General features: G+C 57.2%; 9 protein-coding genes and 2 pseudogenes. 4 read left to right on the forward strand and 7 right to left on the reverse strand.

Annotated features, from left to right (window positions below; translation table 11 throughout):
* Nucleotides 1-127: 127 nt before the first annotated feature.
* From I6F09_RS36420 to I6F09_RS36430, 3 genes and pseudogenes are all read left to right on the forward strand, one after another.
* Nucleotides 128-337 (forward strand): annotated as a pseudogene (locus I6F09_RS36420) (transposase); the annotation flags it as partial.
* A gap of 1295 nt (nucleotides 338-1632) precedes the next feature.
* Nucleotides 1633-1914, forward strand: coding sequence for a helix-turn-helix transcriptional regulator (locus I6F09_RS36425; RefSeq protein WP_225129964.1), 282 nt, complete (start codon nucleotides 1633-1635; stop codon nucleotides 1912-1914).
* Nucleotides 1915-2049: 135 nt separating this feature from the next.
* A pseudogene (locus I6F09_RS36430) lies at nucleotides 2050-2984 on the forward strand (LysR family transcriptional regulator).
* A gap of 261 nt (nucleotides 2985-3245) precedes the next feature.
* Here the strand turns inward: I6F09_RS36430 and I6F09_RS36435 are convergent.
* The 3 genes from I6F09_RS36435 to I6F09_RS36445 all read right to left on the reverse strand — a co-directional run bounded on the left by I6F09_RS36435 (nucleotide 3246) and on the right by I6F09_RS36445 (nucleotide 4422).
* Nucleotides 3246-3914, reverse strand: a complete 669-nt coding sequence (locus I6F09_RS36435) for a DUF2285 domain-containing protein (protein WP_225190160.1) — start codon at nucleotides 3912-3914, stop codon at nucleotides 3246-3248.
* Complete coding sequence (locus I6F09_RS36440; protein ID WP_225129970.1) at nucleotides 3832-4026, reverse strand: DUF6499 domain-containing protein; 195 nt, start codon at nucleotides 4024-4026, stop codon at nucleotides 3832-3834. Before I6F09_RS36440 ends, I6F09_RS36435 begins: the two co-directional genes overlap by 83 nt.
* Before the next feature lie 162 nt (nucleotides 4027-4188).
* A complete protein-coding gene (locus I6F09_RS36445) occupies nucleotides 4189-4422 on the reverse strand; it encodes a DUF2285 domain-containing protein (RefSeq protein ID WP_345944132.1) in 234 nt (77 codons plus the stop codon).
* A gap of 658 nt (nucleotides 4423-5080) precedes the next feature.
* On the opposite strand from I6F09_RS36445, the gene I6F09_RS36450 reads away from it, so the two are divergent.
* Nucleotides 5081-5362: a helix-turn-helix transcriptional regulator gene (locus I6F09_RS36450; protein WP_225190161.1), complete on the forward strand. Its 282-nt coding sequence runs from the start codon at nucleotides 5081-5083 to the stop codon at nucleotides 5360-5362.
* Nucleotides 5363-6285: 923 nt separating this feature from the next.
* On the opposite strand, the gene I6F09_RS36455 is transcribed toward I6F09_RS36450, so the two are convergent.
* From I6F09_RS36455 to I6F09_RS36475, 4 genes are all read right to left on the reverse strand, one after another.
* Nucleotides 6286-7173 (reverse strand): TauD/TfdA family dioxygenase, encoded by an 888-nt coding sequence (locus I6F09_RS36455; protein ID WP_225190162.1) that lies wholly within the window; start codon nucleotides 7171-7173, stop codon nucleotides 6286-6288.
* Between the two features lie 2936 nt (nucleotides 7174-10109).
* On the reverse strand, nucleotides 10110-12356 hold the full coding sequence (locus tag I6F09_RS36465; RefSeq protein WP_225190163.1) for a di-heme-cytochrome C peroxidase: 2247 nt from the start codon (nucleotides 12354-12356) through the stop codon (nucleotides 10110-10112).
* Nucleotides 12357-12424: 68 nt separating this feature from the next.
* Complete coding sequence (locus I6F09_RS36470) at nucleotides 12425-13795, reverse strand: hypothetical protein (RefSeq protein WP_225129980.1); 1371 nt, start codon at nucleotides 13793-13795, stop codon at nucleotides 12425-12427.
* A gap of 91 nt (nucleotides 13796-13886) precedes the next feature.
* On the reverse strand, nucleotides 13887-16832 hold the full coding sequence (locus I6F09_RS36475) for a hypothetical protein (protein ID WP_225190164.1): 2946 nt from the start codon (nucleotides 16830-16832) through the stop codon (nucleotides 13887-13889).
* Between the last annotated feature and the right edge of the window lie 143 nt (nucleotides 16833-16975).

Consider the following 16975-nt stretch of genomic DNA (forward strand, 5'->3'; position numbering starts at 1 on the left):
TACTAACTCGAGCTCTCGGCTCATCGAATAACATCGGCCTGCCCGCACTTCGTGCTCCCGGTGCCTCTGTCCCGATGGTCGCACCATACGCCACGATGTAGAACACCGCAGCGGGAACGTTGGCACCCCGCTCGAACGCGTCAACGGCGAGATCAAGCGGCGAACCGAAGTGGTCGGTATCTTCCCCAATGAGGATGCCATCACCCGCCTGGTCGGTGCCATCCTGCTTGAACAGAACGACGAGTGGGCGGTTCAGCGCGGCCGCTACATGACACTGGAAACGATCGCCCCGTTGGGCGATGATCCCGCCGTCAGCTTCCCGGCAATCGCCAGCTGACCGATCCGGCCCATGCCGGCGAACGCGGTGACCCACCGCCAGTTACACCACGCCCAGGGACACGATCGCACCGCGAGCGGCTTGGCCCTCACGGGAGCAGAGGTGGCCAGCGACACAGAGGCTTGCGGCATCTGCCAGAAACAGCGCTTTCAGGGTTTCACTACCCGATCGCCGAGCCATCCCCTAGTTTCGCTAGCATGGCGGCTAGCAGGAGCAGCATCGGATTCTTTCCATGGCGCCAGTCGCGTCTGCGCTGCTCTCCGCGTTCTGCAACAACTCTTTCCTGCCACCCTCGTCGCTCTTGGCACCGCTGGACAACGTCGAAGTCTCTCACCTGAGTGACCTTGGGGTATGCTGGCCCGCGGCATTCTAATGGTCCGGACAACGGCCAAGCCGAAACCTCTCAGCTAGTCTCAACCGCGCGCCGAATCCCAATTCGTTCGGGCTCGTAGATCATGGGTAACGATACGCGTGGCCATCTGTTCGACTTGATAGTGGCGGATCCAATTCGCGACGTCTCGCCGCTTGCCCTCGCGGTATCGCCTGCGCGTTCCAAGTCGACACTGCGAGACTTTGCTCTCTGGACCCCGCTCTTGTGCAGTCAATGGCTGCTGCCAAAGTAGGTTACGACTTGCCATACCCACGTTTAATTTGAACTGGTGGTTATACTTGATAACCCGACCGGCGCGCGTTCCTTGAGCCTCAGCTAAGAGAGTTCGCCGTCGTGCCTCTTGAGCGGACGGGAGAGCCTAGAATTCCGTATCATGGCTGATGGCGGCGTGCGGAACGTCCACAACGATGTTGTATCGGTAGACGAAATTCTCTGAGTCCAGAGAATGAACGAGGTTGGGGTCCCTAAAACGCGCTGTCTGCGCCGATCCAGGGATAAAGACCACTATAACCTTGGCTGAACGGCTGTCGCTGCGATCGCGTAGTTTGCGCCGGCTCATTTCATCGGAGCTGCAACTCCATTTCGATCCATGGAGGAGCATCGCCTCGCTAAGTCAGCATCTTTGCTTGCCTCGAGCCCGTTCGTGCGAGTTGGGCAGCGGAATCGAACCGCTGCCGAGGCAGCAGTTCGGGTGAGCTTCGGCCAGCGCCCGGAAAACATGCGCCGCCGCGAATTGAAAGACGGTCGACATGCCGGCGCTTGTACGGGCCGCTCAAGTAGCGTCCGGGAAAGGCGATACGGTGGCACGCATCGAATAATCGATCCAAAACCTTCCAATCCGGTGATGTTTTTATGTAGGTTATAGCCAGTGGTTTGATGACCATCGAAATGGCTGCTTTCGCGCATGAGAGCTCGTGCGCTTGTGGCCTACAATGTGCGCCGGATCCGCGTCCAGCGCGGTATTCCGCAGGAGCAATTGGCCTACGATGCAGGTGTTGATCGCTCCTACATGAGCGGACTAGAGCGCCAACAGGCGAACCCTACAATCGATCTTCTCGATCGGCTTGCCGAGACGCTCGGCGTTGCTGTCTCTGAGCTGTTTGTTCGGCCAACCAAGGGGGCGCCGCCACCCGCTACCTTACCTAAAGGTCGCAAGCCGAAGCCGGCACGCCGCAAAAGGACATAGCCCCATTACAGCACCGAGCTGTCGGCGCAGATCTTCTGCGGTACTGACCCAGTATCAATGGCGCGACGTGGATTTTATGCACAGCCTACCCTTTATACGCGAGAATCCCCCTATGGACATCGAGTAATGTGATGGATGTTCATTCTGGCGCCGGAGCAGACAGTGGCGGCTCAAGACGACGAAGTTCCTTTAAACGCCATCCGCGCTTTTGTGACCGTCGCCCGCGAAGGCAGCGTCACGCGCGCCGCCACCACTTTGAGAACAACACAGAGCTCAGTCAGCCGCTATTTGTCCGTCCTGCGGGACTATCTGGGTGCTGACCTGATCGAGCGGCGTGGACGGCGCAGTGATTTAACCGAGTTCGGGAGGCTATTCGCAAACGCAGTCTCTGAACCACTCGAAACGGTCGGCTTCACCGCGAAGAGAATGCGACGCCGCGCGGACGTAGGAACCAATCGGATTGTCGTCCGTACGTCACTATCGACCTTTGCTTCCTCATTTCTGATTCCAAATCTGCAGACGTTCTCTTCTGAAGTGGGCGACGTTATCGTGGACGTCGTGAGCTCGCTCTCGCCGCCGGCATCTTCGGATGATTTCGATATTTTGATTACACGCGATCTTTCCGTCGTCGAACCCGCCGACAGTTGGGAGATCTACAATGAGGAGCTGGTGTGCGTGGGCCCGCCAAATCTAGTCGCAGGCAGAGAGTTTTCGATTGTTCGGTCAACGCCGATAGTGAACATCACATCACGTCCTGACATCTTGCCGACGTGGCTGAGGGCGATGAACATGTCCTCAAACGATATACGACCGGGCGCGCGTTACGATCACAATTATCTTGCTCTGCCGGCATCATGACAGGAAAATGCCTTCTTGTCGCACCAGAAATCATCGTCAGTGATCTGGTGCGAGGTGGCGCTTTGCAAATCATACCCGGCTCGCGCGCTCAAAGTGGCATGCAGTATCGGGCGTATGCGGTGGATCGCAGCGAGAATCCCGAGATCGCTCGTTCTTTTTGCCGGTGGGTTGCCCGCCTTTGCAAGAAGGCGGTGTTAGCGCAGCATACCTGAAATGTCTCTCTGGATGTCTCAATCAGTCTGCCAGAGTTCGTTGTACCGCCTCAATCCAGAAGAGCACTCAACCTGAGGGACTATCCGAGCAAAACGGTCAGAGTCTTCCGGCGAAGATAATGTCTCTGTTGCACTGACCCCGACGACAGAGGACGGAGTGATAGATCGGAACGCAAACACCTCATCCTACAGCCAATCGAGCGATGCCAGAAGTAGAATTCGTTGCACAGACAGAGACGATGCCATTTGTCGCGCCTCAACTCATGAACTGTCATCCCTGCCGATGCCTTTCTCGAACAATGCTCGGCAGCGAAGGCGCATGAGTCGCCGCCCCAGCTTAACAAGCCGAATGGTTCGGCTGCGCAGATCGTCTGTCTTCCAGCCGCGCTCGGCGATACGATGACTTCCAAAAAGACCTTGCGCGATTTGGCGATAGCTATTTCCTTGCTGCCATCCATCCACTGCGCGTACCGCAAGAATCAGCCGACGCTGCTTCAAAGTAGGGAAAGCAAGAGGAGGCATTCCGAGCGGCCGACGCTCGAGGGCGAGCCAAAGCCGACGCGCGGCCCCCAAGCGAAGCTCGAAATTCACGTCGAGCGGCAGATCAACGAGGACAACAGATCCACTCGCCGGAAGCTCGCGTAGCCAAAGGCGATGCCTCGCGCCCCCGAGTGGCACGATCGCATGCCATCCATCCGGCGCACGACGAAGCTCGCTGCCTGGCAGATTCTCGAAATCGAGCTGGCAGCTTTCGGACGCAATGTAGCTGGCCGCCCGCACAGTCAGCACGGTCGACAGCACCTCGGGTGCCCAGAAGACCGCTTGCTTGTCGAAGGTCTTTTGCGCATCAGCAGGAAAACGAGAGCCCCCACTTGCGTCGGAACTCGCCCGCCGCTGCGCTTGAACGTTCGCGGCGAGATAACCGCTCATATTCCTCTTGGTAGTCGCGATCCCGGCGCAGCCACTCCCATGCCAGGTCAGCAACATCTGCCTTCTCGAGGCCGCTGTACGCTTCCTCAGATCTCCAGTCAGTGTCCGGCATCGCATCTTTCCCGCAAAATCTTCACCGCGGTGAAATGCAGCCGATGATTGTGGCGCTTTCCGGCTGCTTGCGTACGTGTGCGCATCGCGCACGTACTTAATCGATGGAATTATCAACTTTTGCGATTGCTAGGAATTCCGGCGATCCTCATATCCGCTCTGTTCATTGTTTTGGCCAACCGCCACCTAGCAGATCGCGATAACCGTGGCCCGCAAGCCACTTGGCCCGAGCCAGATGACTTTCGAACGTGCGTCGCGTGCGATCCGGTTCAACGGTCGGGTCGAGCCCAAGCACAATGCGCGCGATTTCGCGCCAATCTGCCTTGTCAGCGTCCGCATCAAGAAGTCGCATGTAGGCAACAGCGTGCTCCTTGTCATATGACGTGAGCTCGTCCACGCTGGGCGCCAATTCTGCGATCTTCGGCTCGCCTGGCACTACCTAAAACTCCTACCAAGCTGAAAAATCTATCGAAATCAGAGCAACGATAACTAGTTTGAGGTTGTTTTGATACCTACCCAATTGTCGCACGCCAACCTCCCTTTCGCGCCAAGATGGCAATCGCATATCGGCCCACAGTGACCTGGTGGCTCCATCCTGCGCTTTCCCTCATCGCAGTCCATACTCGAAGTGACTGCAGTTTTGCCCTGTAACTAGGTTGTCCTTGCTGCTCCTGGCGGAATGGCTTGGCGGCCCATGGTGAGTGGCCCGCTCGCACTCGTGAAAGGCATGGCCAGAACGTGTCAACTGGAGAATATCTGTTACCTTTTCGTGCCCCGGCTGAACGCTCGTCCTGTCTAGTCGCGGTCCTGGGGAAAACGCCGCAGGTAACCTCTGAGCCCGACTTCCTCCTCTGCCCCTAGTGGCAAGCTATTGGCCCTCGAGAACGCTTTTGATGGTCGACGAGAAGACGCACGCGCTAACGGCGTCTGCATCTCACCGTTACCTGATTCCTCGAAGCGATTCGGGAGAACCGCCACCGCTTGGGTGCGAGCTTATCGTAATAGTCTGGCTATAACCAGTGGTTTCATAATCATCGGAATGGCTGCCTTTGCGCATGAACGCTCGTGCGCTTGTGGCTTGGAATGTGCGCCGGATCCGCGTAGAGCGCGGCATTCCGCAGGAGCTGTTGGCCTATGATGCCGGCATCGACCGCTCATATATGGGGCGCATTGAGCAGAAAAAAGAGAACCCGACTGTTGATCTCCTGGACCGTATCGCCGCGACGTTGGGTATTCACTTGTCCGAATTGTTCACTGAGCCGCCCAAGGGTGCAATGCCCCCCAAGCCGATGTCCAGAGGACGCAAGCCGGCACGGCTTCGCCGGAACAGGACGTAATTGTCGAGAGAGCCATGTTTCAGCTAACGACGGGAGCAGGCGAAACGGAGCGGCCACGTGCTCCCTTCGATCTAGGGCCGCCAATTGCCATCGCCCGCCCCAGCCGATGCCGCGCCAGCACGGTTCCGCTTAGCGCCCCGCTCCCCCCGGAGCGGCGTATTATATAATGTGAGTATCCTCGAAAAATGAACGCTTGCGCCGCTCGCGTAAACCTACGGACAACCGCTCAAGCCTGAGGTTTCCGAAGAGTCTGTTTGGAATTGTGGTCGGAGTGTCGGGTGCGGTTCGGGATCGCAAGGCCCAACAAAGAGACTTCCGCAATGGCATGAAGGACTTGCTACCCTGGCCTGTTGCGCAAGAGCATGGGAGCAGACCCGTTCTCCAGAGCTGTCGGGCGGAGATCAAGCTGGTGCTCGAGGATGGTATCTTCCGCTGGCCGAAGGTCGAGCATGGTGCGATGCGCTTGCCGAGAGGTAATTGTAGACGCTGCTGAGAATCTCGACTGGCAGCTTGTTCTTGGAGACACGTAAGACGCCGGCACGAACGCGACCGGGATAGTTTCTGCCGGCCCTGCGCGATGTGAATCAAAATCATCGGATGCGTCGCCGGATGGGCGAATATGCTGAATTGGTAGTGAGCAACACCCGGACTTACTTTCCGAGACGATGAGGGCGATGCCGCTCGGTAAGCGAGAGCCAACGGCTGTATCAGATCATCAAAAATGCAGCGGCATCGGTTTGGCCGGCGAGAGAGCGATGCCTGAAGATGAAATGCAGTTGGGCCTGGAAGAAGTCGAGGAGGCGGCAGCTGCGCCCGTTAGCCGGTCCCGGGGAAATAAGAAGCGGGGCTCCGCTCGACGTCGCAGCGCCGCAACTTGGTCTTGGGTCACAGGCGTCTTACGACATCCGGAGGTGCAGACAATCTCAGGCAGCCTTTGCAGCCCTTGATTTCGGCCGCTTCACGTGCGGTACGCCGGCGTCAATCGCACGCTGCTCCATCGCCCAATGAGGACTGCCGATTTTGTTGGCGAGGTACGGCTCAGTCGCGCGATTGTCCCAGATTACGATGTCGCCTGATTTCCCGTTCCAGCGCACCGTATTCCGCGGCGCGACAAGATACGACTGCAGCCGCTCAAGCAGTCTTTGACTAGGATAGCGCTGCAGACCGACGAAGTTCTGCACGGAGCGTCCGAGCCAGAGCATACGTTCGCCGGTCTCGGGATGAACACGAACGACCGGATGTGTCGTTTCGTAGATCGTTCCGGTGGATACGCCGCCCCATGGCCGCTTGTTGGATTCGGTGGCCCCCTCTGTCGGAGTGAGATCGGATGCGACGAAGCTCACAGCCCAGAGGTTATCTGCAAGCATCCGCAGGGGATCGGGAAGATCAAGATAAGCTGCCGCCGTGCTCGACCAAGCGATGTCCCCGCGAAAAGGCAGGATCGATGCATCCCGCAGCACTGAAGTTGTTGCGCGGCCGGCACTGAAGACGACCTCATCCTTCACCTGGTCGATATGACTGCGGGCGCGATCAGGCACCGTCTTCCCAACTATTAAACCTCCCCTTGTGTCGACCATGGCGGGATTCGGTATCAGTGAGCCGAGCCGAAGCAAAAAACGCTGTTGCTGGGCATCATCGAAATCTCCCTGATCACGGAAGAAGATGACCTTATGCTCTAGCAGCAGCCGGTAGAAGGCTACGATGACCTCGTCTGGCAAATCCTCCGACAGCGTAATATTCTTGATTTCGGCACCAAGCCGGTCCGCGTGCTTGACGATGTCTGCTCGCGGGATGACGTTATCAACAGTCATTGTGCCACTCATGTCGGCGCCTCTCTCCGTGGATGTCTAAACAAGCCCCGTGTTTGGTGGTCGTGCCTGGCGACAATCCCGCCAAGGCGGTCTTGAGGACACGGATCCGAATTGTCTGAGCGTGGGTCATCACTCCCCACAATTAGGCGGCTGATTTTTGATACACACCACCAGCATCTTAGGATCTCACTCCCTCTGCGCGCCGATGCGTCCAGTGCCGTTCCCATCGAAGGACACTCGCATATCGGGCCACCAGATCGATTTGCTGCCTGATCAACAGTGCAGATCATAGACGCAATCCATGTCCAGTCCATGAAACGAAACCAGCTTTCTTTTCGAGCTTGCGTAACGTTCGCCTCGTCTCAGAACTCGTGCTTGAAAAATCTGCGAAGGACAATTGCGTCGTCACCTCACGCGACCGGCATGGCCTCATCCGCCAAGAATTGAACTCGTTCGCGGCCTGCGCTCGCGAAGCGGATACGACAGGACGCCTCGCCTCGGTAAGCTAATTCTATCTTAAGGCGTATATTATATCTACAACAACCCCAACGAGTCCGCAATCACTTCCTCGCGACTTGGAGTTGTCCAATGCGCGTCGTCTTTTCATCGGCTGGTTGATTGGGTTGTTCTTCTTGCCGAGCAGGAAAGTCGCGCAAAATGTGAACGCTGCAACTCCCATTGCAGCTAAACAACGGACTCAATCCCTCGATTTGCGAAATCTGCGCGTGTCACCGAATGCAGGTCGTCAGGGCTGTGACCTACGTACCTGGCTCTGTCCGGAGGCGTAGATTTTCCTTACGGCGCGCAGCTTGTTTTAGCTTCCTGGCAGTTGACCGCACAAAATAGAGACAGAGCGCGGCCCCCGGAGGAATACCGTGCGCCGCCGAGACAATGCAGCGACTTCGCGCTCTCACATTGCCAGCCGCAAGTACTGTCAGGCTATTTTTGCCCCTATCGGCAGCACGAGGCTGAAGGCAGCGCCTGATCTAAGATCATGAGCCAGGATCCAACTTCCTAAGATCGCCCTGCTTTCGTCTAATGGCCTTAAGGCGCGTGAACATGATCACACACGCACCAAAAATGCGGGATTTCAGAGAAGACGATGAAAGAATGCACCAGCTGCGCAACAACGCGCCAACGCGAACGAGCCATCATGCAAGATGCGCATCGCCGCAACAAAGATACTTTTCAAGAACCTGAGATTCGTCACAGGCCGCAGTAAACTCCGTTAAGCTTGCTTGCTTGTGTAGAGAAGCCGCTTGTAAGAGCTGCTAGATGGCGCAAGCTATGCGACAAACGAAGAGCGAAGTCTGAACTTGATCGCCGGCGCCCAGCAGGATCTGCGATGCAAGCAGCCGACGCTTTGCCGGTCTTCTCGCCCTTTCCGTTCGCTTGCTCCGGGTTGGCTCGCCGATCAGGTCAGGCGCAACGTGTTTTATCACGTCGCCCCCTTGCGCCCGATCACAACGAGCCTTCGTGCAGGGCCCGCTCCCGAAGATCCAGCGAGTTTCCAGCACTCTCCGCGCGATCCGATCCGAAGTCAGCACCGCGCGGCATGTAGCAGCCGGAGGATCTCGACCGGCCGGAGTGACAGTTCGCGACAGTTGCTCAATGGTTCTAATCCGTCAACGCGACATCGCAAGGCTTGATATTTTTCCTTGAGCCTCCGGCGCGCTTTCGTCCCACCAGCTAGAATAGTTTACTCGAACTTGCGCTGGTCGCCGTCTCTGCCCACCAAATCGCCCAGGTTCTTTGCGGGTGCTTGGTCAATCGCCGGATGCCACTATGATCCCGCTTCGCGAGATCCGCTGGCCAACCCTGAATTGATTCCGTTTACGACAAATGCCGTTTCGCGCGCTTAGCCGTTCCGGGTCAGCTTCCACGACAGCGCGCTCCCTGAATGGTTTCAGTTCGCGGGCGCTTTGCTGATGGATTCGGATCGGCGTGCTTAATCCTGTTTGGTTGGGCCGGTAGGTTCGCCGGCACCGCTACTTTCGGATGAAGATCGACGAGAGCCTTGCTGTAGCCACATCGAGGGAGCACTGGTCAAGGCGTTCTGCCCAACTTGCCTGAGAACTTCGACGGACGTCTCGCCGCGAGAGGCGGCTTCTAGAATTTTGGAAGCGACGTGCGCTCGGATGCCGGTCTCCTCACGCGACAGCCCCTTGCACACTTCATCCAGAATTCGACGGAGACAGGCGGTGGTTTCGGAGTTGAGCATAGAAGGTCTCCTCCAATGGAGCGGTGCAATGACTGCACAGCACGGCGAATTTCACGACATAAATACTATCAACTGCCAATGTGAACGGCGATGGAAATGGCTCTTAAACATCTTCACTTAAGGTTGCATGATCATACAATGAAGAACGTCGCGCGTCATCAAGTCCGGTGTCTTTAGCGAAGATTACCGACATACTCGGGTAAGTCGTTCGATAGCCTGATGGTCTTGTCCGCGCTAAGCTGGGCCTCGTGGTTGAACATGTCAGCTCGTGGCGCATCATCAATGATCGGCGACTTATTCGATGCCGTGAACCCGACAAGCTCTGTCGATGACGCTAGACTAGTCCGCGCGCGCCATCCAGTTCACGTTCTGAGTAGATTTCTGCGCACTCTGCACCCAGCTCGAGCGCGGGAGCGCCTCCTCAGTTAGCAGCACCGAAGAAGATCACGGCTCTACTCCTGATTAAGGCTCTAATCCTGGCCAGAGTTCAGCCTTCTGACCGAATTGATCAGCCAAGCCCGGCGCGCCCCGGCATGACGCGCAATCGAATCAAGGACCGCCGCCGTCATCCGATCCTCGAAGGGAATTCCGGCTACTCCCCCGCAGGACCTTGAGTGACATGTCCTCAAGGATAAGTTTACGAAGCGTTCCCAAGAAAATCGACTTGGTTCTGCCGTAGGGCGACGAGCGCCGAGCTTCCAGCGTGACGGCCTCCTTATAGCGTCTTCAAATACTCTAGAAGCGCCCGCCGTTCGGCGTCGGTTAATTCTGGCCCGATGACCCCAGGCGGCAGCTTCGTTACGTCCGTTTCCTTGCCCTCAAAAGAATGCCCGCGATTGCTATTCCCAAGCAAAGATACGTTGAAGTCCGTCAGCCCGGCCGCGCAGGCGTCGTTCGCTCGTACTTTCGCAACGAGCCCGACGTCAACAGGATCGAATTTGCGGCTGCCCACGCAGAAAGAGCTCGGCCGCCGACCCTGCGGCAATAACATGTCCTTCAGCGTCGGCACGGATCCGTTGTGCAGATACGGAGCCGTTGCCCAGACGCCGTCCAACGGACGCGCCCGGTATTGAGGTTCAAGGGCAAGGACATCTTCGTCCTTGCTGTTACGGCGCACCCGCGCCCCAACGTATGCTCGCGGGTTTTGGCAATTCTTCCTCGGCCCCCACATCTGCTGCTTGGTGTTTTCGGAGGAGTTGTTCGCGAGGTTCCATTGATCGATCGTCTTGCCCACGACATCCATCAGCGCGAGCACAAATAAGGGGTTTGGCGCCGCATCGGCCGGAAGGCCGCATCCCCAGGCTTTGTTCAGGTCATCGATCGGATTGAGGCCGAGTGAGGCAGGTAAGTGAACACGCCGAGTTGTCAGGACATTGGATTGTTGGCGATCAGTGCCGATCGCGTTCACCGGCAGCTGAGCGACGTTGAAATAGTGGCGTCCGCCGATCTCCACCCAATTCTTCTCGCCCTTGGCAGAGCGATCTGGGTTCTCCGGCTTCCAGAACGAATCTTCCGGCCACTTTGCTTCGAATGCGGGATCGTTGACGGGCCCTCGGTGGCATTCAAAGCAGTGCGAGCGATAAAGATCGCGACCTTTCTCAACGAGTTTCTCGTCAATGGCCCAGGCCGGGTCGCCTCGGAACCTGTCCTGCGCATCCTTCCATCGTGGCGCGACAAGCCCGTTAAATTTCCTGCCGCTTGCCTCAGCCGACGAGAAGGGATCGGTACCGCGCAAAAGCTCCTCAAAACGCGCAATGTCCGCTAGATGGATGGATGATTCAAATAGCGGCCGTCCCGGCGCCGGCGCCCTCATATTGATTTTCGCGCTGACGCCGAGCGCTTCGCCTGAATTGCGAACAAGCTCGTTGAGAACAGAGGCGTCATACTGCGCCCAAAGGAAGTACGGCGTGTCCCAGATTGGCGGAAAACTCACAGGAGCGTCGTTGCGCGCGAAGTTGCCCTTCAGGAGCGGATCTGGGAGTTCTCCGCTCGCTGGATCGAGAAAATTCGTGTAGAAGACCTGGTTGCCGATCCGGTTCAAGGCATCAAGCCGACCGAAACCCTCGTCGAGGTTCGTCACTCCCTGCCTCGTCAAAAGGCTATCGTTTGCGGCCTTTTGCTTCTTGATCTTTTGAAGTGCGCGCTCCAGATCACCTCGAAGCTTCTTGCGGTCGACGCTTCGAGCTTCAATGCTTTCCAGCCGGTCGGCGAAGCGCTCAAACCGCCACGGCAACATCAGCGTATAGCCGATCGATAACCCAATGACCCGTTCAACCTCGCCAAGATTGACCATCGCGGGCCCACCATCGTAGCGAATGCTGACATTCTTGTACTCGAGATGACCTGTATGACAGGCGGCGCAGGTTAGTCCGATCTGATCTTCGTAGAAATCTCCCGTTGTCGGGTCGACGCCCCCTTTCAGGATCGCGAACCCCACAGGCAAACCATTTGCATTGTCAGGCATGCTCGCTGTCCAAGTGGAGCTAGCGCCCTTGGCGTCCTCCTGGTAGCCGTACGCGGGTGAGCTAGCGTCAAAGTCCTTTGAGCTCGGACTTGGGATGAAACCAAGGCGACGCAGATACTCGTTGTCCGTCAGGCTCGTGTAGCGGACCGACAACTCAGGACGTTCTAGAGCCAGGAACCATCTATAGGACACAGGAATAGTCGCCGTGCCTTGGGACGTGTGGTGGAACCAGTAACGCTGCCGCGCACTCCAGTTCTGCGGCAGCCAGTATGCGCTATCGATCTTCGATGGGGCGGGCAGCGTCGCGGGCAGCAATTGGGCAACCAGATTTGCGTCATTCTTGACCTTGAGCGCCGCATCGCGAAGCTTCTCCGGTACGAAATACGCCATCCCTATTGACGCCGCCACGACGAACACAATCGCGAACAAGAGACCGACGACATGAGGCCACCGCCTCACCACGCCACCCACCCAAAGGTTGAACGAACGTGCCCCCATCCCAAAATTCTCCTTAATCTCAGATGCGCCTGCCGCCGCGCGAGCGCGCCGGCCAGCGATGGCGCTTATTACTTGTTCAGCAATTGGCTATTGATGAAGGTGACGACGTCGGTGGTCTCGGCTGCCGCGCGTCGCGTTATGGTCGCGGCCGCTGGGCCACCATGCAGGAATGAGGGGAACCAACCGAAATTGCGAACATTCCAGTCTTCTTTCGGTAGAACGGCTCGGTTCACGCCTGACACCGCGAAGCCTTGCACGTTCCTGGCCAGCGACTGGGCGGTTTCGGTGTGACAGCTCACGCAGTCCGTATTGAAGAAATGACTCTTCTTCGTGTCGGCAATGACATTGACGATCTCGAGTACGCGGCTATTTGGCACCTTGGCATCGATGAAATCGGCTGTCGAAACACCCTTACGATTGGCAAGCGGCAGAGGAGGATTCTGTAGCGCCGCGTGGCGACACGTCGTTGGATTCTGGTTATTCGTGACAGGCCGCGGGACCACGTGCGTCTGGCCTACGATGCTAAACATCTGCGCGGCATGAAGGCCGTCGAGCGTCGGGCCAGGCACTGGTATCAACCCGGCCTGCGGGACCCTCAGCATCGAGACGAAAACCCAGGGTTCGGGCGGCGAAATCCCCATGACAGCCATGGTGTTGAGGCGCTGCGGCGAGAGATGCTTTTCCAGCAAAGCTTTGAGGGCATCACGAAACGGTTTTGCGGATGCACCGATAAGGCCCGGGTGCACGTTCATGTCACCGGTAGTCGAGACCTTGACATTGCCGAACTTTCCCGCCGCAAGTTGATCACGCAATGATGCAACGTCACGAACGATTGCCTTGAAAGCTTGATCGTCAGGTTTAAATCGCGGGAATGGCCCACAACCATCAAGAGGTGAATCAGGCTCGAGGTTGAAACTGAAGATAAGATGACCGGCAGTGTCATGGACCTTCAATCCCTGGGGTCCATTGGTCACCGGCTGAATGATCAGGCGGATTTGCGGTTGCCGGCCAAACTGGGCGATGACATCAGTAGATAATCCCGGGGCTCCCGGATCGATCCGGATGCCCGCAACGAACCAGGCATCGATCTTTTTCACGATATCAGGCAGCTGAATGCGGCGTGTGCCCGAGTCCGGCACGCCTTCGCGTTCTGGATTTTCGGCGTTTGCAATGAAACGCGAAAAATCCTCATCGGACAAAAGCCGCTGCGGAGCCCCAGTGGGGCCGGCGAGGTCGGACATCGCGATCAGATTGACGAGGTCTGCTGGCGCTTTCGGTGGAGGAAACAGGATGGACACGTCGTTGGCCGAAAGCGGCTTCGATGGCGTCTCGGCCCTGGCTGTTCCTGCTCCCAAGGCAACGGCGACGATCAGCCCCGCTGCGGACAGACTTGTAAACAGCCGACCAAGTTTTGACCGGCGGATTTCACCCTTTGCCATCGTCAGCAATTCCCCTGTAAGACTAAACAATCGAAAGTCCGATCTACAACGCTTTCAGTCACATCCCGCCCGCGGCCCGGTATCAGGATGTTTACTCGCTGCCGTAAAATTTACTCTGCAATGTCTTGAGTTGGGTAGGATGTAACGCCTCTTCAATGCAGCCGAGAAACATCTGGCTTCTTGCATAGACACGCTCCCTATCGGTTGGGCCATGCTCCATGTCGGTTTGCAGCGCGCGCACGGCGATCCAGTCCTTCGAGGGATCCTTGAGCAACTCAAACAACGTTCGGTTCCGATAGGGATGAAGCCGAAAGTGAGCGAAGGCGACCTTGGCTGAGATCTTCGCATCGCGCAGTGCATCGGGAAGCGTGAGGAGATCAAGCCCGGCCAGTTCTCCGATCTCTTGCATTTGGTTCTGCGCTTCCTGATATTGCTCGCGTCCCACCAATTGATACATTCCTCGTGGACGAAACAGCCAACCGTCGTCCGTCCCCACCTGGTTTCCGAACGGGTTGCCCTCGTAACCAAGAACAAAGTTGGCCAATTCCTTCGGATGGTTGAGCAACGCCTCCATGCCGACGGGCGATTTGTTCGCGGCCGCAAGCTCGGCATTGTTCTTTTCTATTCGGTCGCGCCATTTACGCGGCAGTTGAGAGACCGCGCTGTAAGAGAAGTCTTCGCTGCTTCGTGTAAAATCGGCGCTGTCGTAGGAGATTGCCCCCAGGATATAGGCCAGGATCCGTGGATCGCGCTCGTCGATGCGGTCCCATTCCTGCAGCAAAGCCTTAACCTGCTCGGCCTGGAAATACGCCATATAGCTCTTTCGATATGGCGGCACGGGTGCAGGAACTGGCGCATGATTCTTGATCGATTCCGCCAGTTCATGCTCGTACGCAGAGACTTTATCCTGGTATTTCTGATAGCCACGCTCCTGCAACCACTTGCTCTCATAGCAAGCAAGTAACGGCTGCGGCTTGATCTTTGAAGCGGGCCTGTATTCCTTCTCCAACTCATCGGCGTAAGCAGCCTTTGCAAGCTTGGCATCCCTAAGTGCCTCAAATGCAGATGCGACGGATCCGTTCAAGAGATGAAATAATTTCACTTGCAAGCAATCCGCGTTGCTCTGCTTCTTGCGGGATTGATCGAAGTCATCCTTCGGCACACAATCCCAAAAGCGGCCGCTGCTTAGCGAAATGATATCTTCGGTTTTCTCAGATAGCGTCCAACCAAGCGGCAGGTTGTAAAACGAGCCTGTGATGTCTATTCGACCGAACGTTGGAAAGCGTTGCACGCTAGGCGTTACATCGCTCGTTGGCCGACGATCGATATTGTTCGCGTGGTCGAGCGCAACATAGGTTCGAGAGGTTCGCGTGCTCAAGAGCGCGCGCACCGGCTCCATGAGCTCACCGAACTTGAAAGAGCCGTGGTCTCCAAACTGACCGCTCACCAGCGACAGCAGATAAATCCGGAATTTTGGCGCGTCAGAGGTGCCCTTGATGCTCTTGAGCCGCTCAATCAAATCGAGCGCGGTCTCTATTCCGGAATTCTCGACATATCCGCCGTCCACGAGGCGGGCCTGCGGATTGGCGGTAATACAATCGTTCCGCAAGGAGACCGTCGCTGCCGGCGTCACCCATGGAAACCGAGCGCTGGTAAAGGCCGCGGCACTAAGCGGAATCCGCAGCGAGTGGCTCTTGACACTTTGATCGGCTCCTGTGCCGGCACGATCAAGCATCGAGAGAATACAGAGGTCTTTGTCTTTCACGTGGAGCGGGTCGATATCGAATGGCGAGATCACAACGCGCTTGCCGCTACCGGCATCCGTCGTGTTCAACAACAGCGCCGGCATATTGTTGGAAGGTGTCCAATGTGACTGAAAATCGGCCTTTAGCAGATTGGATTGGTCGCCAACACCCTTTTGGTTCTTGAGCATTCTGTCTGCAGCATTCTCCAGCGTGTACTCCAGAAAACGCGCGCGATCAAAACTTGGGATAGCGAACGGAGAAAACAGCTGGGTGAAGTCGGTAAATAGAAAACCGGCAACCAAGGGCGAGAGAAAATCAGTCTCCAAGATGCTTGCAACGCGCTGTTCCACCTGCCCGGGGGCATCGACATCCTCGGCCCGGCCGACGCCGGCCAGAAAGTCGGCGATCTTCGGGCATGTCTTTGCGTCGGGAGCGACCGTATCAAGTGGCGCCTTGTCGGCATGAAGCGCAGCTGCAAAGATTGCCGAGCCGACACTCCCCCCGGAGACGCCGCTTATCGCAAACAGATGCTGCCGAAATGCCGGACAGAGATCCTGCATCCTGGCAAGAAAGCGCGCCGCATTGTTGGCTGCGTAGATGCCTCCGCCCTGGGCAGCCACAATGAACACCGGATATTCTCCGAGCCTCTCGGCCTCGGCCAGGCGCGGTTTTTGCCGAAGCCAATCCCGAAATGCTTCGACTGCAGAAGTGCGCATGTCTTCTGATGGGCCGGTTGCTCCGGCCACGCTGCGTAGCCCGTGGTCATCGCCTCCGAACAATGAGGCAACCACGAACAAGCCGCCAAACACAACCGGTATAAAAGGAAAATTGAACCTGATCGTCAGTAGTGCAAAGTGGGTGGTGAGACCGGCCACGCACATCGCAAAGAGAGCGATTACGCCGAACGATCCGACGAATTGTGCAAGTCTGTCCGGAAACAAAACGAACCCGGTCGTCAACAGGGCGATGCCGCCGATCGTGAGCGCGAGAAATCTATAGCGGATGAAATAGGCGATGTTCGCCCGGTTCGCGAGTGCCGCCGAGCGATGTTTTGATCCCATCTGCCAAGCGAATACGACAAACGAGGCGAGCAGGATCAACATGGCAAGCGCAAGGATGAGTAGCATGTTCCGCTCGAAGGCGAGCGCTTGGTCCTGAATGCGGAAGATACTCCCGACCTCCTCGACCTCTCCGATCTTTTCAGCTGGCCGCGAGGCGAGTTGACCTGCCGTCGCGGCGATGATCGGCAACGCTCCGAGTACAATGGGTGCAACTTTGATACAAAGCGCCACGGTCCCCCTAGCGGGCCTAGGGCATGCACATATCTCTGAGGCTCCATCCTGCTGAGACGGCGTGGAAGTATTCGAGGCCGTTTTTGAAGGTGATCGGGCCCGGCGGCTTGGACGATGGGTAGCCGTCCCAGCCGCCGAGACGG

This window comes from Bradyrhizobium sp. IC3195, assembly GCF_020193585.1.
Taxonomy (GTDB): Bacteria; Pseudomonadota; Alphaproteobacteria; order Rhizobiales; family Xanthobacteraceae; genus Bradyrhizobium; species Bradyrhizobium yuanmingense.